Raw genomic sequence first — 18,763 nt, 5'->3', positions numbered from 1 at the left:
AGCATTGTCTCCTGCTTTACCCTTCAGGGAAGAAAGCAAAGCGGATCACAAACAGAGCCGCTACAACCCACGTCGCCGGGTGCACTTCGCGCACCTTGCCGGTCACGGTTTTCAATACGACATAGCTGATGAAGCCGAACGCCAGGCCATTGGCGATCGAATAGGTCAGCGGAATTGCCAGAGCCGTCAGAGCTGCCGGAGCCGCGTCGGTGATTTCATCCCATTCGATTTCAGACAGCTCGCGCATCATCAGACAGGCGACATAGACCAGTGCCGGGGCCGTCGCAAAAGCGGGTACGGAACCAGCCAGCGGCGAAATGAAGAGCGCTGCCAGAAACATCACGGCGACGACAAGTGCCGTCAGGCCCGTGCGCCCGCCTGCTTGCACGCCGGACGCACTTTCCGCATAGGCGGTCGTCGATGATGTACCCAGAAGCGAGCCGCCGAGGATCGCAGTGCTGTCGGCAAACAGGGCACGGCCCAGACGGTTGGGCTTGCCCGGCTCGATCAGCTTGCCGCGCTTTGCGACACCGATCAGGGTGCCTGTTGCATCGAAAACCTCGACCAGCACGAATACCAGAATGACGTGCATGATGCCGGTATGCAGCGCACCCATGATGTCGAGTTGCAGCAATGTGGGTGCGAGGCTGGGCGGTGCAGAGAAGACGCCGCCGAACTGGCTGATCCCCAGAACGATGGAGATGACCGTCACGACCAGAACGCCGATCAGGATCGCGCCGCGTATTTTGAGCGCATCGAGAGCGGCAATGATGAAGAAGCCGATTATCGCGAGCAGAGTGCCAGCATGAGTCAGGTCGCCGAGCGCGACAAGGGTCGCCTCATTGCCGACGACGATGCCCGCGCTCTTCAATCCGATCAGCGCCAGGAACATACCAATACCGGCGGCAATGGCGCTGCGCAGCGAAATAGGAATGCCATCGACGAGCCAGCGGCGGATGCCTGTCACGGTCAAAATCAGAAAGATGACGCCGGAGATGAAAACCGCTCCAAGTGCCTGCTGCCACGAAAAGCCCATGGCGCCGACAACCGTGAAGGCAAAGAAGGCGTTCAGCCCCATGCCAGGCGCCATGCCGATTGGCCAGTTCGCGACGAAGGCCATCACGAACGATCCGAGCGCTGCGGCAAGACAGGTCGCAACGAAAACCGCGTTACGGTCCATACCCGTCGTGGACAGAATGTCGGGATTGACGAAGATGATGTAAGACATAGTCAGGAAGGTCGTCAGACCGGCGATTATTTCCGTTCTTACAGACGTGCCGTGTTCCTGTAATTTGAACAGCTTTTCCAGCATAGTTCCTCCAGGGCAGAAAATTCGCTATCCGGTCTCCGCTTCGCAACTGCGCGGCCGAGATGGCCGGACACAAAACCGGATTGGAGCAGCCTCAAGCGATTGCCGTATTGTTGATCGCAAGCGCATTACGCGCGAACGAATTGTTCCCCATACACCCATTGCACAGAAAAGCACAGTTCTGCCGCAAGAATGCCTATTTATTGACACGATTTAATCTGGACCGCCAGTGCCTATTATGCCAGCCAGTCATTCACGTAAATTTTTTGAAAGACCTTCAAAAAAGCAAGCAGACATGAATAGTATTGATTCTTTAATTTATTGAATCTATTGGGGTTTTAATAAGAAGCGCGGTTGCATACATGCCCAATGCGAAAAATGTATGTGCAACCAGATTGAGAACACGCACGCGCCGGGCATGAGGCAGACGCGATGCGGCCCAGCCGATTCCCAGTCCCGGTTGCAGCAAAAACCAACCAGCCGCGACCGTCAGTATGCCGAATATCCACGCGGGCAAAAAGCTTGGATTCGCGAACCATTCCGCGCCGCCATACAGAGCAAAGACGATGCCATAAACAATGCCGACGACATAATGGCCGATCCAGCCCAGCGCGACTTCATATTTGTAGGGTTCGGATTCGGCAATATCCTCGTGAAATACCTGCCCATCGCGCAGATGCCAGAACCAGCGTCCGACCGGGCCCCAATTGGGAGCCGCCTGCCCCGGTAATTGCGCAAGAATGAGCGCCCAGACGTCCATGACGATGGTCGCGCCTGCCCCAATCAGAATTCCATTTATGATGAGATCGAGCATGTTCGCGTCCTTGCAGCATCGGGTAGCCACATAACCGCGAAGCGGGCCAGTATACAAGCCTTATCATGCCTTTGGGTAATATTCCTGATACCTGAAGAAAGTAATGTGGACTATGAAAGGCAACATGGGCACTGCGGAAAGAACAGTCAAAAAAAAAGCGCCGGACTGGATGCCGACGCTTTTTATTTTAGTCTGGTTTCAACTATGGGGCGATGGTTTAAAAGCCGCACCATATGTTCTTATTTACCGAAAACTGCGCTCTGAATCTGGGAACGCGACACACCGATATCGGCAAGAAGATAATCGTCCATCGCACCCAATTCACGCACAGCGCGACGACGGGAAACATACTGGTTGAATTTCTGACGAATGTTCATTTGCTTTCTCCTCGTTGGATGATCAGTAGATAGGCTTTTGCCTGAATTTTCACTACGGATATGATTGCAAATGAGGCATGCATTTTCGCGGGAACTCGCGACCTTGAAAAGACCGTAATCGCCTATGCCATAAGGCACTGCGGCATATTGATCTTCCTAACTCGACAAGAAAATGCCTTTTGCCAAATCACTGCTGATCGATTAATGCCGGAATAGAGAAGAACGCCTCCCATTTTTCGGAATCATCATGCTTTACGGTATTTTCCTGGCGTTTGCCTCTTACGCCGCATTCGCTGTCAGCGACGCCTGCGTCAAGTTTATCGACGGCACGCTTTCGCCTTACGAAATCGCTTTCTACGGCGCGGTTCTGGGTGTACTCGCGATCCCTTTCACCAAGAAGCCCGAAGATGCATGGTCCGATATGTTTCGGACCACCAATATCAGATTGTGGCTGTTGCGGACTGTGACTGCCACAATGGGCGTCATCGGCAGTGTCGTCGCCTTCACCCATCTTTCCATGGCCGAAGCTTTTGCGCTTATTTTCCTGCTGCCTGCCTTTGTCACCATATTGTCGGTGCTTTTTCTCAAGGAGCAGGTCGGCTGGCGGCGCTGGTCGGCGGTTGCGATCGGTTTTCTGGGCGTTATGATTGTGCTTCGCCCCGGATTTCGCGAGCTTTCCATCGGCCATCTGGGGGCTCTTGGCGGCGGTTTTGGCGGGGCGATGAGCATCGTGATTTTCCGCGTGATGGGCAAAAGCGAAAAGCGCATATCCCTTTATACCGCTGGCCTGATCGGTCCAATCATTATATGCGGGCTGTTGATGATCCCCGGCTATCAGACGCCCGGCGCGCAACAATGGCTCTATCTGGCCGGATATGGGCTTCTGGCGGCGCTTGCAAATATCCTGCTCATGCTTGCGGCCCAGTATGCGCCCGCCAGCGCTATCGCGTCTCCGCAATATAGCCAGATGCTGTGGGCCATATTGTTCGGCTATTTCATCTTCAATGACCGGATCGACATGCCGATGCTCATCGGCATCGTGCTTATCACCATATCCGGTCTGTTCACCTTCATCCGCGAGCGCCAGCGCGGTGTCGAGGGACCACCGGCGGTTGCATCGGCGGAAGCAACCCCGGTTCTGTTGGATGAAACGCAGAACTGAAACCGGTTTTCAGTTTCCGGCAAGATGATATAGATATGCACGCCCGCTGCGGGTCTGCGCGCGGGAATATGACTGACGAAGGATGAAAACAATGACCGGAAGCCGTGCTATGTGGACCTATTACAAGGGCGAGTGGCGTGAGGGCGATGTGCGTATCCTCGGTGCCTCATCGCACGCGACATGGCTCGGCTCGCTCATATTTGACGGTGCGCGCCTGTTTGAAGGCGTCACGCCCGATCTCGACCGCCACTGCGCCCGTGCAAACGATTCCGCTCGCGCGCTGGGGCTTGAACCGATGTTTTCGGCCAATGATATTGAAGCGCTCGCCCGCGAAGGGCTCAAGAAATTCGCGCCCGGTACGGATGTTTATATCCGCCCCATGTATTGGGCCGAGGAAGGCGATGCTAGCACGGTTGCCGCTCTGCCCGAATCCACCGATTTCGCATTGTGCCTTGAAGCCATTCCGATGGCGGAACCCAAGGGCTTCACTATTACAACGACTTCTTTTCGCAGGCCCTATCTCGAAGTCATGCCGGTCAATGCTAAAGCGGCCTGCCTTTACCCCAATAATGCGCGCATGCTGCGCGAGGCGAAAGCGAGAGGTTTTCATAACGCTCTTGTGACGGATGTGCTGGGAAATGTAGCTGAAACCGCGACCTCGAACGTTTTCATGGTGCGCGGCAGCGAAGTCTTCACCCCGGTGGCCAACGGCACCTTCCTCAATGGCATTACGCGTCAGCGCGTCATCGGGCTTCTGCGCGAAGCGGGTGTGAGTGTCCATGAAACGACGCTCACAATCGAGGACTTCCGCGAAGCGGACGAAATCTTCTCCAGCGGCAATATGAGCAAGGTGGTTCCGATCATCGGGTTTGATCAGAAGACGCTCGAATATGGACCGATGACGAAGCGCGCGCGGGCTCTTTACTGGGAATGGGCGCACGGATGAGCGGCCGATTGCGCCTCGCCCATGCTTGAGCATACACCTCTTTTTCTGTCTATCGCGATCGGCGCGGCATTTCTGGTAGGGTTGTCAAAAGGCGGTCTTCCTTCTGTTGGCACCCTCGCTGTGCCGCTGATGGCGCTGGTCATATCGCCAGTGACGGCCGCAGCCCTTCTGCTGCCCATCTATGTCATCAGCGACATGTTCGGCCTTTATCTCTATCGCCACCATTTTTCCGCGCGAAACCTTGCGATCCTCATACCGGCGGCGACAGTTGGTGTTGGCGTAGGCTGGATGTTCAGTTCGCATCTTTCGAGCACATTCATCGGAATGCTGGTCGGACTGGTCGGCATTTTCTTCTGCGTCAATGCATGGATCGGCGCCCGCTATCGCAGGCAGGCGCGCAAGGCTGATATTCCCGGCGGAGTTTTTTGGGGCATATTGACGGGGCTGACCAGCTTTGTATCCCATTCCGGCGCGCCGCCTTTTCAGATGTATGTGCTCCCGCAGCATCTCGAAAAGCTGGTTTTTGCCGGAACTTCGACCATACTTTTCGCCGTCGTCAATGCGGTCAAACTTGTGCCTTATTGGGAATTGCAGCAGTTCTCGCATCTGGACTGGTCGCTGGGCTACTGGTTGATCCCCGCTGCGGTCATCGGCACTTTGGTCGGCGCTAAGCTTACCCGCATCATGCCGCCCGGCCCGTTCTTCCTGCTGGTTCAGCTCACTCTTTTCGGCCTGTCCATAAAGCTGATCGCCGACTGGGTTCTGCCTTTTCTTGGATAAATCATTTCCCGCTTGCCAAGCTTGTCCGCCTCCGTCACCATACTTTGTGCGCGGGGAGCAACGGAGGCGCATTATGGTCGAGTTGGCAAATAATATCGAAAACCTCGAATATATCATCTCCAAGGCACGGGAATATGATGTGCAGGTGCCGACCGTCGACGAAAACTCCGGCTCCAATTCAACCGATGACGGCGATGTCGACATTCTCGACGCTTCACCCGACAATCCAACCCGCAAGGAACTGGTTGCCGCGATCCGTTCGCTCAATGAAGACGAAAGAATCGAACTTCTGGCATTGATGTGGGTCGGGCGCGGCGATTTCAGCGCCGATGAGTGGCAAGACGCATTGAATACCGCGAGTGAGCGTCATAATGGGCGCGAGGCAAAATACCTCCTCGGAACGCCGCTTCTGGGCGACTATATAGAGGAAGGGCTAGCCGCACTCGGTATCGATACCGAAGCCTACGATAACGAATAGAAGACAACGGCTTCCCGGCGCTTTTATTCCTGTGCCAGCATTGCCAGCTTGCCGGGCGGATAAAACGGGGGAAAATACATTCGTACCCCCACCTGTTCCTTGGCGGCAACACAGGGCAGCAGCCTTTATCGTCAAGGAACAGGCTTACGTATTTGACTGCTTCTTTTGGTTGAACTCATTCCTGCGCTTATGGCAAAAAAGCCTCAAGCAGCGCGCTGATGGCGCCTGCACCACAACTCCTCGGCCCTGGCGTAGAATTGTCCGTAGCTCTCATCGTCTGCTCCCAGCACTGTCATCAAAGCCATGGCGGCTGTCGCGATGATCGTGTGTGTGGCCCGCTTGTCGGCGGCCGTCCCCGACCAGATCGCATGCCAATACTCAAAAGCGCTAAGGCTTGCGTGTTTGTCTGACACGGCTTTCGACAATGATGGCAACATCAGATTGGTCTTCTGGCCGTCAACCAGACGATGGATGGTGTGCGGGCGATGCGGGACGAGCTCCGCCACATCGCGGCTAGTCGAAACGACCGAGACTGAATGCCAGCCCAGCAATCCTGCGGCATCGCGATGCAACTCCCGATAGGCGGGCTGTGTAACACCGAGAAATGATGCAGGCATTTGCATGGGATTGAGAAGATGAACCAAGCTGTTGATTGGGGAGCGCGATTCAAAAAGCGGATAAAGCGCAAGCAGTGCGTGAATCTGCGGCGCAAATCCGGCCAGCGGCATAAAGCAGATATGATGGGCGGCAATTGAGCTTTTCGCCTGCGCCAGCGATGTCGCAATAGGTATGTTGACCGCTTCTGCTGCCAGTTCCAGCTTACCCGCAAACTCGCCCGTGCCGCAATTTCCATGCAGTACGACTGGATAACCCGCGCGCGCGACCAGTAATGCGGCCTGCATGAACCACGGCGATTGCTGGGAATTGGGCGACAGATGCGCAGGCCAGTCCAGGGCAGGTGCTGGAAAAGCGGTGGCTGTGGAACAATATTTGTGAGCGGCGAGCGCCATGCCAGCAAGTTCCGGTGCGGTTTCCCCTCGATAATGAATGAGACGTAGCAAGGCGCTGATCTGCATCGGGTCAGCCTCACCAGCAAGGATTGTGGCGAATGCATCTTCCGCTTCATGGATTTCAAGCGGGCGCGCATGACCGATCTTACGGCCCGTTATGGCAATATATTTCGCTAATCGCCGGACAGGATCATTCTCGCTTTGAATATTGGCGAACTGCGCTGCGACCTGCTCTGGCGTCGGGTGATTTTCCAGTTCTGGAACCTTGCGGATGCTGAGCGGGGGCGGAATGGTGATGGCACTGGTATATCTCCAACTCTGGTGCCCCTTGCCGGATGGAGCAGCGATCTCTCCGTTATCGAGTTTCATCAAAGCTTCGGCTTCGTTGGCAAGGCGGCGAAGGCGGCCTCGCAAAGCCTCGGCTTTAGGTGTGGCAACCATGCTGCGCCCAGAGCGCACCAGAATGGGATCATCAAATTTTTCACGAATCTGCCCAAGCAGGCGGCTCATGGCGGCCGTGCTCAGTCCCATCTGCTTTGCGGCTCCACCAACACTTCCTTCCACAAGAAGAGCATCAAGTGCAATCAACAGGCGTAATTGACCTAGGCGTGACGTCTCACCATTCGCATTCTCTGCATCTGCCTGTGTTTTTCTATGTTTGCTCATCATCGCCATAGCACCCACTCAATTGCATTTTCTGCAACTTGGAACGTTTATAAAACATGAAGATTGACGTCACCATCTTGCCATACTTAAGAGGAGCAAGAAACTCAACTTTAACGGTGACAAAAATGACCAGCTTGTTTCGGGGATTGTGGGCGACGAATAGCACACAGAGCAGGCAATTAGCCAGCAAGTCGCTTTTCGTAAAAGCGATCCTCGCGGGCACATGTCTTTCGACGACGCTCATTCTTGGTAGCGCAATGGCTCTTGCACAAAGCGCACCAGGTTCCGGCGAAACGAGTAACGAAGTTGCGCAGGCAACCGAGAATGGCGGCGGGATCGTACTTGATCAGATTGTTGTTACTGCCTCTTCAATCGCAACGACCGCGAAGGATGCGCCAGCAAGCATCTCTGTTTTGAGCCAGGAAAAACTTCAGCAACGGGCAGCACCCGATATAACGGAAGCATTGCGAACCGTACCGGGCGTCAATGTAGGTTTTGGCAGCGATGGGACGCGTGGTATTAGTATGCGCGGCATGGGCAGCGGATACACGCTTATTCTTATTGATGGAAAGCGCGTAAATGCTGGCCTTACCACCTTGCGCCATTATAATGGCGATCTTGACTGGGTTCCTTTGGACGCGATCGAGCGCATTGAAATTGTCCGCGGCCCAATGTCCACGTTATATGGTTCAGATGCGCTGGGCGGCGTGGTAAATATTATCACCAAGAAATCCAGGGATAGCTGGACTGGATCGCTTACCACTGAATGGATTCAGCCCGAAAGCAAGGCTACGGGTGCTACCAAAAAAGTAAGCGCATATGTAAGCGGGCCTATTGTACCTGATGAATTGACTTTCACCGCTTACGGTAGCATTGGCAAACAAAAACCCTCTAATCCAACAGAACATGATGACATCCAGACGCCGCGCGGCGTCGATGATTATGATATTACTGCAAAATTCTCCTGGACGCCTACCTCCAACCAGTTGTTTGAAATTGAAGGAAGCACAGGGCAGGAGAAATACCGTCCTTATCTGGCCGATGGCGAGATTGACACGAGTAAAACATCCATCCGCCGCACCACTGGTTCTCTCCGGCATGTCGGCGAGTGGGACTTCGGCACATCAACAATCACAGCATTTATCGAAAATGCCGACAACCATCATAATACTCTTGACCGCAGCGGCATTGTAACCGGCGACACCACTATCAATGTGCGTAGCTATACGCTCGATGGCAAACTTTCCATGCCTTTGGACTTCTGGTTTGAACAGGATTTGACGATTGGCGGCGAGCTTCGTTACGAAGAAATGAGCGACCCGGAAAATCTTGGCAAGGCAAATTCCGTAACTGGCACTTCCGGCTCCACTGAAACGAGTATGTGGACCGGGGCGGTATTTGTCGAGGACCAGATCAGACTTCGGGAAGATTTGAAGCTGACTGCCGGTCTTCGCATCGATCAGCACGAGAAATTCGGTACCCACGCAAGCCCTCGCGTCTATCTCAATTATGACTTCAGCGACAATCTGACTTTCAAAGCCGGGTGGGCGCAGGCATTCAAGGCACCAAACATGCGCCAGCTAAACCCGAACTGGGTGCAGACTTCTCGTGGCCGCGGTTGCGGTGCTGTTGGTGGCCCTTGCGAAATGGTGGGCAATCCGGACCTGAAGCCGGAAACGAGCAACAGCTTCGAGCTTGGCGGCGTTTACCAGAATGGCATATGGGAAGCCAACCTGACCTATTTCTATAATGAGATTGACGACAAGATCACCTCGGCCCGCCAAGCGTCGCTTATCACTGGCGAGGGTACCAAATATGTGCAGCAGGTCAACATCGATCGCGCTCGCACACAAGGGCTGGAAGGTGGATTGACGGTCTATCCTCATCAAGACTGGACTTGGACGAACTCATTCACATACCTGTTTGAATCCAAAAACCTTGAAACAGGACTGCCACTCTCCGCAGACCCGGAGTACTCCGTCCATTCGGAAGTCACATGGCAGGCGCGCGAAGACTTCAGTGTTACCGGATCGGTCGATTATTACGGCAAGCAGGTTGATTACGTTCTGTCGCCAGAAACTCTTGTCGCCCAGAATGTATCACCTTACGCGGTTGCCAATGTTTCCTTCAAATATGACCCTTCAGAATATGTAACCCTCCGCCTCGGTGTGAACAATATTTTCGATAAGCAGCCAAAAACAGAATCCAATTACGTGGAGAACGGCAGAAGCTACTTTATCTCCCTCACATCCAAGTTTTGATTAAAGATTGCTGATCGGTGGGCGGGCGACCAGTTAAATCGCCCGCCCTTGTTTACGGCGTGGTTCATTAAATGTTCTCACTGTCGGGCACTCCATTCAGGCCAAAAAACTATTAATTTTTAACTTCCTGCTTTGACTGGAAGAAAACCAGACTATAAAGCACAGGATTGATGAAAGGATCGAACGCCATGTTGAACCTCAGCCGGAATTTCGTCCGTCTTTGCGGTGCGGCACTTGTTGCAGCCGCCCTCACCTCGACCACCAGCGCGGCTGACATCACCGTCAAGCATGCACAGGGTGAAACGGTCGTCACCGCCAATCCTGAAAAGATCGTGGTGTTTGATTTTGCTACCCTCGACAATCTCAACCGTCTCGGCGTCAAGATTATCGGCATTCCGGGCAACATCCCTTTTCCGGACTATCTGAAAAAGTATGAGGGCGATGATTACACCAAGGTTGGCACGCTCTTTGAGCCTGATTATGAAGCAGTGAATGCCGTAGAACCCGAACTGATTATCGTTGGCGGCCGTTCGGCAGCGAAATATGGCGAACTGGCAAAAATTGCACCGACCATCGACGTAACTGTTGCGGCAAAGAATTTCATCGCCGACACTGAAGCCAATGTCGAAAAACTCGGCCAGATTTTCGGCAAGGAAACGGAAGCCAAGGCGGAAATCGAAAAGCTTGATGCGGCACTTGCGGCGCTTAAGGAAAAGGCTGTCGGCAAGGGCAAGGGTCTGATGATACTGACTTCTGGCGGCAAGATGAGCGCCTATGGTCCTGGTTCCCGTTTTGGCGTCATTCATGACAGCTTTGGTGTAGAACCGGCAGCGCCTGACCTTGCCATCGGCAGTCATGGCCAGCCGATCAGCTCGGAATTCATTCTCGAAACCAATCCCGATTGGCTGTTCGTGATTGATCGTGACGCAGCAATCGGCCGTGAAGGCAATTCGGCCAAGCAGGTTCTCGACAATGATCTCGTCCGCCAGACCAATGCCTGGAAGAAAGATCAGATCGTTTATCTGAACTCGCAGAACTGGTATCTCGTTGGCGGAGGCCTGGGCGCGTTGCATGGCACCATCGAGCAGCTTTCACAGGCGTTCGAGAAGGCAGAATAAATTCAGACCCAGTCCATGCGGGCCATTTATGCGCAAAAGCAGATGGCCCGTTATCGTGACAAGGCAAGATACAGGATCATAGCGTGAAGGGACTTGCAGCAGCCACATTCGTTGTCGCCGTGCTGGCTGTCATCAGCCTGTTTATCGGCGTCAGCAATGTGTCGCTGGATACGCTTTTCAGAGCAGGCAGCACCGATCGCGCAACACAAGTGCTGCTAATAAGCCGCATACCGCGCACGTTGGCCATCATTCTTGCTGGAATGTCGATGGCAGTGGCAGGCATGATCATGCAGATGCTCACCCGCAACCGCTTCGTTGAACCTTCCACTGCCGGGACGGTGGAATCGGCTAGCCTCGGCATCCTTTTCGTGATCCTGCTCGCGCCCGAAACTTCTGTCTTCGGCAAGATGCTGGTGGCGTCCCTCACCGCGCTTGCAGGCACAGCACTCTTCCTGCGTATCCTGCGCGCCATTCCGTTACGCTCCATTCTGGTGGTCCCGCTCGTCGGCATCATGCTTGGCGGGGTCATCAGTGCGGTGACGACTTTTATCGCCTATCGTTTTGATCTGCTGCAATCGCTCAATTCCTGGACGACGGGCGATTTTTCCGGCGTATTGCGCGGGCGTTACGAGCTTTTATGGCTTTCCTTCTTTCTTACAGTGATTGCCTATATCGCCGCCGACCGCTTCACGGTTGCAGGGCTTGGCGAGGATTTTACCACCAATCTCGGTCTCAATTATCGCCGCGTCGTCACCCTCGGCCTCGTCATCGTTTCAATGGTGAGCGCGTCGGTCGTGGTGACGGTCGGCATGATTCCTTTTCTTGGTCTCATCGTACCCAATGTGGTGAGCATGTTCATCGGCGATAATATGCGCCGCGCCGTGCCATGGGTCGCGGTTTTGGGCGCTGGGCTGGTCCTCGCCTGCGACATTGCCGGGCGGTTGATCCGCTTTCCTTACGAGATACCTATCGGCACAATGATGGGTGTCGTGGGCAGCGTGATCTTCCTTTATCTGCTCTTGCGGCGGGGTTCGCACCTTGCTTAAACGTCCGGTGGCCATCGTCATTTTTCTCTCAGCCCTTGTCACACTTTCGTGTGCCGCGTTCATGACGATTGGTGCGAAAGGGGACTGGTTTTTCATCCTCTCGTTCCGCGGCACGAAGCTCGCGGCAATGGTGCTTGTCGCCTATTCGATCGCCGTTTCAACAGTGCTGTTTCAGACCATCACCAATAATCGTATTCTCACACCCTCGATCATGGGCTTCGATTCACTTTACATCCTCATTCAGACACTCGCAGTCTTCGTTTTCGGCGCGGTTCATATCGAGGGCATCGGACCCAACAGTCGTTTTCTTGCTGAAGCGGCCATCATGACGGTTTTCGCTGGTTTTCTTTATGCATGGCTCTTTTCAGGTCCCGCCCGAAGTCTCCATCTTGTCATGCTTGTAGGCATCGTATTTGGTGTTTTCTTTCGCAGTTTCTCGAATCTCATGCAGCGTATGCTCGACCCCAATCTTTTTGCGGTCCTGCAAGACAGGTTCTTCGCGAGCTTCAATAGCGTCAATGCCGATATTCTTCTGCTTGCGGCCATCATCGTGGCAGTTGTCACGCTGTATGGCCTGCGCTTCATGCATGTATTCGATGTGCTCGCGCTTGGCCGTGATCCGGCAATCAATCTTGGCGTCGAGCATCGCCGGGTGGTCCATAAAATTCTGCTTATGGTGACGATACTCGTTTCCGTATCCACGGCCCTTGTCGGCCCGATCACTTTTTTTGGCCTCCTTGTTGCCAATCTCGCCTATATGATCGCAGGCTCTGGGAAACATCGTGTCGTATTGCCGGTGGCCGTGCTTCTGGCGATCCTGTGCATCGTCGGGGGACAGACCGTTCTGGAACGGGTGTTTGCCTTCAACACGGCACTCAGCGTCATCATCGAGTTCCTGGGCGGGCTTGTCTTTATCATTCTTCTCGTCAGGGGAAATGCACGTTGATCGAAATCAGCCAAGTCAGCAAGTCCTACAGTGCCAATCTTGTCGTCGATGATGTATCGCTCAAATTGCCTGCATGCGGCATTACCTCGATCATCGGGCCGAACGGCGCGGGAAAATCCACGCTTCTTTCCATGATCAGCAGGCTTTTGCCGATGGATAAGGGTCGCGTCACCGTGGATGGGCTCGATATCACCAAGACGTCTGGCGATGTGCTGGCGAAGCGCCTTTCCATCCTGCGGCAGGAAAATGCTATCAATTCGCGCCTGACCGTACGCGACCTGATCGCCTTTGGCCGTTATCCCTATTCCAAAGGGCGCCCCAACAGCGAAGACCGCAAGCATGTCGAGCAGGCCATAGGCTATCTGGAGCTTGAAGATCTGGAAGATCGCTTTCTGGACGAGCTTTCTGGGGGACAGCGCCAACGGGCATTCGTGGCCATGGTTTTATGCCAGAACACCGATTATGTGCTGCTGGACGAGCCGCTCAACAATCTCGACATGAAACATTCGGCAACGATGATGAAGCTGTTGCGGCGCGCTGCCGACGAACTGGGCAAGACGGTTGTGCTGGTGCTGCATGACATCAATTTTGCATCCTGCTATTCCGACCATATCGTCGCGATGCGTCACGGCAAGGTCGTGCATCAGGGTACTCCGGACGAACTCATTCGCCCGGAAATCTTGCAGGATATCTACCACATGGAAATTGCTGTCGAGATGATCGGCGGCAAACGCATTGGCGTCTATTATTTATGATTACGCGATGGGCTTTGAGGGAAGAAGCACCTGCAACGCGTCATAGGCAGCAAGCACGGTTTCCATCTGCGCCGTGTGCCCTTTCACAAAGGCATCGCCATAGATTGTTTCGTCCGGATATTCGGTAATCAGCGTCAGCGGAACCGTATGCCGGTCATCAATGCCGACAAGGCATGGAAAACCGTTGATGATACGGAAACCCGTTTCTCCTGCATGTTGCTCGAATAGCGCAATCTGCGCATTATTGTAATCGACCAGTCCGTCGATTGCAGCCAGATGCTTCGTCACGCGATCGATCAGTTCTTCTGCCTCTTTTTCCCATGAGGCATGATGGCGGATGATCAGGAAAAACCCCTTGGGCAGCGTCCACATGGCGAAGGAGCGCGGCACATAACCCGATAGCGGGCGCGTCCATTCATGCGAGGGATAACCATGCAGATTGACGTGCAGTTTAGAGTTGCTTTGCGCTTCTGCCTCGCTGCGAATGGCTTTTTCGTAAAGCCCCCCGCCGCTGCGATATTCGAGATCGTCACCCAACGCTGTATAGCGCGCCGCATGATGCATGTGGTGCGGCTGCAACTTGCAAAGGCGCTTGTGAATTTCGTATCCGTCCGGGTTTTCCTGCGGCGAGATCGTAAAATGTGCGCCATCGCGCGCGGCAAGCCGGTTAGCGGCACGCAATGCACCGACGACACCGGTCGTTTCATTGGCGTGCTGTCCGCCGCTGATCATCATGGGCGCGTCGCTGCCCTTGATATAGGTGGCGCGAACCGTGCGCCCCGAACGGGTTGTCGCATAAAAAGCTGCGCCGCCGAGTTTGCCTATCTCACGGCGTATCTGATCGGCGGATAGCGGAGCCTGTGCCTTTTCCAGCACCTGTTCGGCGGTCAATATATCGATTGTGGAAAGGGGGCGCGTTTCGACCTTCACCGCTGGATCGGCCTCGCTAAACCGGATTTCCGGCACGATCTGGCCGGGCTGAAGCCCACGATCACCCACTGGACGACCAGATTTCTTTTGAAAAACCTCCAGCAACGAGAAATAAATATCCTCATGCATGGCTTCAGTGAGGCTCAGCGCCTCTTCGCCGTAAGACAGGCGACGATCTGCAACCGGCAGGCTCACAGCAATGTTCAACTCATCAAAATAAGGCTCGCCCCTGCCCCAGTCATGATTGGCAATTGCGGAAACCGTCTCATGAAAGAGCTTTTCATAGGCCGTTTCATAACGCCTGTTTTCCGTCGCGCCGCCGTGCTCGACAATCAGCCAGCCAGTCGGAGAGACAAGCGTTTCGCCGATGAAATCCTCATGCACCCGGTTGGGCGCAAATACCCGATGATTTTGAGCGCTGCCATTCTTGAAGGTCAGTTCGACCTCATAGAAAAAACCATCCTTGGTCGAAGCCACAAAACTGATATCCGCATGAGGCAGAAGCGCGGACAGTGGATAGGTTTCGAGCAAAAAGCGGTTTTTGATGCAAGCCTTGTGGCGCGGATAGCGGATCAGCGCCGATTTGAGCGCTGCGCCGTCCACTTCTTCGAGAAAGAAGTGCAAAAGCGGCTTATAGGCTGAGCGCAGCCTTGCGCTTACACCCGCTTCACGCAACGTCGTTTCAGCCAAAAAACGGCTCGGCTGATCATCGAACAGCCAGGCATCGACCTTTGCGCCCCGCATTTCCGGCCTGGAAAAGCGGGCGATCAAAGCATCAATGGTGCGCGGATAGGTCTTTTCAAGAATTACGCTCATCGGGTTCTGCCCGTCGGATCGAGACTGTCGCGCAGCCAGTCGCCAAGAAGATTGAGGCCAAGCACGGTGAACAGAATGGCGAGGCCGGGGAATACACTCACCCACCACGCAGTCTGTAGATACGTACGCCCATCGGCCAGCATGCCGCCCCAGCTCGGGATCGTCGGGTCAACGCCGAGGCCGAGGAACGTCAGGCTGGATTCGAGCAGGATATTGTTGGCTACATTGAGCGTCATCAGAACGATGACGGGGCCAAGCAAATTGGGCAGCAGATGCTGGAAAATGATGCGCCAGTCCTTAACGCCGATGGCGCGCGCGGAAAGGATGAACTCGCGCTCACGCAGTGATAATACTGAACCACGCACCAGACGCGCATATTGCACGCATTGCGAGACAATCAGCAGAAGGATCGTGTTGAACAGTCCGGCGCCAAAGATCGCCATGACAGTAATGGCGAGCAGGATGAAGGGCATGGCGAGTTGGACATCGACGAAACGCATCAGCGCCATATCCCAGAACCCGCGATAATAGCCTGCGACAAGTCCCATGATCGTGCCGATGATGACCGACCCGATAACCGAGACAAAGCCCACAAACAGCGAAATCTTGCCGCCGGTGACGACTCGGGCCAGCACGTCGCGGCCAAGCGGATCGGTGCCGAAAATATGTGCCGGATTGGCAAATGGCGGTGTCAGGCGCGCCAGAAGGTCGATCTTGTTGGCGCCGCCCGGAAACAGATAGCCGGAGAAAACCACTGCCAGACAGATAGCCCCCGTCAGCAGGACGCCAAAAATGAATTCGAAGCTCGTGAAGCGTGAAGAGAGTATGGATGAAGTTTTGGTCGCCATGGCTCTACTCCGTGCGAATACGCGGGTCGACAAGGCCATAGGCAATGTCCACGAGAAGATTGACGCCGATGATGAGCATCGACAGGATTGCGATCGTGGCTTGCAGAACCGGATAGTCACGGCTTGCAACCGCATCAAAGGCAAGCGTACCCATGCCTGGCCAGTTGAACACGCGCTCAACCACAACGATACCGCCGAGAAGACCGCCAAACTGAAGCCCGATATATGTAATCAGCGGAATGGCGCAATTGCGCAGCGCGTGCTTGTAAAGAACCTTATTTTCGCTCAGGCCCTTGGCGCGCGCCACCATGATATATTGCGATTGCAGCGTTTCCAGCATGGACGTGCGTACGAGGCGGACATTGGTGGCGGTCAGAATGATGCCCATCGTCAAGGCTGGCATGATGAAGCTTGCAATGCCGCTCATGCCACTTGGCGGCAGCCATTGCAGCCAAATGCCAAACAGCAGCACCAGCATGGTGGCAAGCCAGAAGTTCGGGAAGGACAGGCCAACAAGCGAGCAGATACGGATGAGCTGATCCGCCCATTTTCCGCGCGAGACGGCAGCCTTGATGCCCAACGGAACGGAAATCACGATGGAAACGAAAAGTGAGGCGAAGGCCAGCATCAATGTCGCGGGAAGCGCATTTCCGACAAGCAGCGAAACCGAGGTTCCGCCAAGGAAGCTGCGTCCGAGATCGAATGTGAACAGGCCCTTGAAAAACTGCCAATATTGCACAAGAAATGGCTGGTTAAGGCCAAGCCCCTCGCGGATGCGTTCCAGATCAGCTTCGGTGATGCTGCCCGCCCCTTGCGTCAGCATCAGGGCCGGGTCGCCGGTCAGGCGGATCGCAAAAGCGACCAGCAACGTCATCGCGACAAGCACGAACAACGCCTGCAAAATTCGTTTTATGAGAAATCCGGCCACGACCGCGTCTCCGAAATAGACGGCAAGCCTTGATCGGCTTGCCGTTTGATTGCTGATTATTCGACAGTCACGTCCGTCAGACGCAGGCGGCTATCCGGTGCAGGCACGAAATTCTTCACGCGCTTGTTAATGCCGAATATCTCCTTGAGGTTATAGAGCGGCATTTCCAGCGCGCGACCGGCTGCGTAATGCGCAATCTGCTGAAGCAGCTTTTCACGCTCGCCGCGGTCACGAACAGAACGCTGTGCTTCCAGCATCTCGTCGAGCTTTTCATCCTTATCGTAAGGATTCCACTTCTCGCCCGAATGATACATCGCATAGGCGGTGTTGTCATAATCGAGAGTCCAGCCGCCCCATTTCTGCTGGAACATGGTGCCTGTCTTACCCTGTGGGATGATGTCGTTGAGCATTACATTGGTATCATAGGGCTTGATGGTGGCATTTATTCCGACCATTTGCAGGAAGCTTGCCACTGCCTGCGCCACTTCGTTGAAGCTTGCATCATTGCCGCGCACATCGATCTGTACCGTCGCTCCCGGCTGCACGCCTGCTTCCTCAAGCAGCTTCTTCGCCTGCTCCGGATCGTAAGGCAGCGGCTTGAGTTCGGGATCGTAGCCGAAGGAAAGCGCACTCTGGAAGCTCGCGATCGGTTCGGCCTGACCGGCAAGGATCGACTGGATGATCGCGTCGCGGTCAACGGCCATGATCAGCGCCTTGCGAACGCGCTCATCCTTGGTAATGCCGTCGCGTGTATTGAAACGCAAGGCGTAAACGGTCGGACCGGAGGTCGTCACCAGTTCAAGGTTGGGATCGCCTTCAATGGTCGGGATCATGCCGATGGGAATGGTGGGCGGAATGACCAGATCGACGCGACCAGCCTGAAGTTCGGCAACCGCTGTGGAGGGCTCGGTGATGAAGCGAAATTCGAGTTCCGAAAGCTTCGGTGCGCCGCCCCAATGATCGGCAAAAGCCTCAAGCTTGATATTTACTTTCGGCTGGTAGGAAACGAATTTGAACGGACCGGTGCCGACCGGATTCATGTTGAAATGATCGTCACCTTTTTCCGCGATATATTTGGGCGGAACGATCATGCCGCCATAGGCGGCAAGCTTGGTGATGAGAACCGGATCGGGTTCTGTAAGATGGAAATCAACCGTCTTTTCGTCGATGACCTCGACCTTCTCGATGGCGATATAGTTGGAGCGCTGCGGGCCTTTCGCGCCTTCATCACCGAGCAGGCGATCAAAAGTGAACTTGACGGCTTCCGCATTGAACGGCTCGCCATTATGGAATTTCACGTTTTCGCGCAGATGAAAACGGATCCGCTTGCCCTCGTCCAGTTCTTCCCACGAAGTGGCAAGGGCTGGCACGATTTTCAAATCCGGGCCACGATAGACAAGACCATCGAAAATGTTGGTCGCAACCGAAGCCCAGTTCACCAGGAACGTATCGATGGGATCCCAGCTGCCTGGATCCTGCGGCGATGAGACAGTCAGCTTGCCGGCAGCAAACGCCGGAGCGGAAGCCAGCATTGCCGCTGAAACAGCAGAAGCCAGAAGAACGGCTTTCAAGG

The 18,763-nt window shown here is 54.7% G+C and carries 17 protein-coding genes; 9 read left to right on the top strand and 8 right to left on the bottom strand.

Annotated elements, in window-relative coordinates:
* Positions 1-16: 16 nt before the first annotated feature.
* From KUG47_RS06870 to KUG47_RS06860, 3 genes are all read right to left on the bottom strand, one after another.
* Positions 17-1,312, bottom strand: coding sequence for an NCS2 family permease (locus KUG47_RS06870; protein WP_217677208.1), 1,296 nt, complete (start codon positions 1,310-1,312; stop codon positions 17-19).
* 310 nt (positions 1,313-1,622) lie between these two features.
* Positions 1,623-2,123 (bottom strand): DUF2938 domain-containing protein, encoded by a 501-nt coding sequence (locus tag KUG47_RS06865; protein ID WP_217677207.1) that lies wholly within the window; start codon positions 2,121-2,123, stop codon positions 1,623-1,625.
* Between the two features lie 239 nt (positions 2,124-2,362).
* Positions 2,363-2,500: a DUF1127 domain-containing protein gene (locus KUG47_RS06860; RefSeq protein WP_217677206.1), complete on the bottom strand. Its 138-nt coding sequence runs from the start codon at positions 2,498-2,500 to the stop codon at positions 2,363-2,365.
* Between the two features lie 247 nt (positions 2,501-2,747).
* Here KUG47_RS06860 and KUG47_RS06855 point away from each other — a divergent pair, with 247 nt between their 5' ends.
* The 4 genes from KUG47_RS06855 to KUG47_RS06840 all read left to right on the top strand — a co-directional run bounded on the left by KUG47_RS06855 (position 2,748) and on the right by KUG47_RS06840 (position 5,866).
* Positions 2,748-3,662, top strand: coding sequence for a DMT family transporter (locus KUG47_RS06855; RefSeq protein WP_217677205.1), 915 nt, complete (start codon positions 2,748-2,750; stop codon positions 3,660-3,662).
* 91 nt (positions 3,663-3,753) lie between these two features.
* Complete coding sequence (locus tag KUG47_RS06850; protein WP_217677204.1) at positions 3,754-4,608, top strand: branched-chain amino acid aminotransferase; 855 nt, start codon at positions 3,754-3,756, stop codon at positions 4,606-4,608.
* 21 nt (positions 4,609-4,629) lie between these two features.
* On the top strand, positions 4,630-5,388 hold the full coding sequence (locus tag KUG47_RS06845; RefSeq protein WP_217677203.1) for a sulfite exporter TauE/SafE family protein: 759 nt from the start codon (positions 4,630-4,632) through the stop codon (positions 5,386-5,388).
* A gap of 73 nt (positions 5,389-5,461) precedes the next feature.
* A complete protein-coding gene (locus KUG47_RS06840) occupies positions 5,462-5,866 on the top strand; it encodes a DUF3775 domain-containing protein (protein WP_217677202.1) in 405 nt (134 codons plus the stop codon).
* 203 nt (positions 5,867-6,069) lie between these two features.
* Here KUG47_RS06840 and KUG47_RS06835 read toward each other — a convergent pair whose 3' ends face one another.
* Positions 6,070-7,545 carry a glycosyl transferase family protein gene (locus KUG47_RS06835; RefSeq protein WP_217677201.1) on the bottom strand — a complete coding sequence of 492 codons (1,476 nt, stop codon included), beginning with the start codon at positions 7,543-7,545 and terminating at the stop codon, positions 6,070-6,072.
* 122 nt (positions 7,546-7,667) lie between these two features.
* Between KUG47_RS06835 and KUG47_RS06830 the strand changes: the two genes are divergently transcribed.
* The 5 genes from KUG47_RS06830 (at position 7,668) to KUG47_RS06810 (ending at position 13,668) form a co-directional block, all read left to right on the top strand.
* Positions 7,668-9,803, top strand: a complete 2,136-nt coding sequence (locus KUG47_RS06830; protein WP_217677200.1) for a TonB-dependent receptor domain-containing protein — start codon at positions 7,668-7,670, stop codon at positions 9,801-9,803.
* Between the two features lie 170 nt (positions 9,804-9,973).
* Entirely contained in the window at positions 9,974-10,921 is a 948-nt protein-coding gene (locus tag KUG47_RS06825; protein WP_217677199.1) for a siderophore ABC transporter substrate-binding protein, read from the top strand.
* An 83-nt stretch (positions 10,922-11,004) separates the two neighbouring features.
* Positions 11,005-11,967 (top strand): ABC transporter permease, encoded by a 963-nt coding sequence (locus tag KUG47_RS06820; RefSeq protein WP_217677198.1) that lies wholly within the window; start codon positions 11,005-11,007, stop codon positions 11,965-11,967.
* Positions 11,960-12,913 carry an iron chelate uptake ABC transporter family permease subunit gene (locus KUG47_RS06815; RefSeq protein ID WP_217677197.1) on the top strand — a complete coding sequence of 318 codons (954 nt, stop codon included), beginning with the start codon at positions 11,960-11,962 and terminating at the stop codon, positions 12,911-12,913. Before KUG47_RS06820 ends, KUG47_RS06815 begins: the two co-directional genes overlap by 8 nt.
* Positions 12,910-13,668: an iron ABC transporter ATP-binding protein gene (locus KUG47_RS06810; protein WP_217677196.1), complete on the top strand. Its 759-nt coding sequence runs from the start codon at positions 12,910-12,912 to the stop codon at positions 13,666-13,668. The genes KUG47_RS06815 and KUG47_RS06810 overlap by 4 nt, the downstream gene beginning before the upstream one ends.
* Here the strand turns inward: KUG47_RS06810 and KUG47_RS06805 are convergent, their stop codons facing one another.
* From KUG47_RS06805 to KUG47_RS06790, 4 genes are read right to left on the bottom strand one after another with little or no spacing between them, the layout of a single operon-like run.
* Entirely contained in the window at positions 13,669-15,414 is a 1,746-nt protein-coding gene (locus KUG47_RS06805) for a M14 family metallopeptidase (protein ID WP_217677195.1), read from the bottom strand.
* Positions 15,411-16,262, bottom strand: coding sequence for an ABC transporter permease (locus KUG47_RS06800; RefSeq protein WP_217677194.1), 852 nt, complete (start codon positions 16,260-16,262; stop codon positions 15,411-15,413). Before KUG47_RS06800 ends, KUG47_RS06805 begins: the two co-directional genes overlap by 4 nt.
* 4 nt (positions 16,263-16,266) lie before the next feature.
* Positions 16,267-17,190, bottom strand: coding sequence for an ABC transporter permease (locus KUG47_RS06795; RefSeq protein WP_217677193.1), 924 nt, complete (start codon positions 17,188-17,190; stop codon positions 16,267-16,269).
* 56 nt (positions 17,191-17,246) lie between these two features.
* On the bottom strand, positions 17,247-18,722 hold the full coding sequence (locus KUG47_RS06790) for an ABC transporter substrate-binding protein (protein WP_422718066.1): 1,476 nt from the start codon (positions 18,720-18,722) through the stop codon (positions 17,247-17,249).
* Positions 18,723-18,763: the final 41 nt, after the last annotated feature.

The organism is Falsochrobactrum tianjinense (genome assembly GCF_019100495.1).
GTDB classification, from domain to species: domain Bacteria; phylum Pseudomonadota; class Alphaproteobacteria; order Rhizobiales; family Rhizobiaceae; genus Brucella; species Brucella tianjinense.
This window is presented reverse-complemented; position numbering and strand designations above follow the sequence as displayed.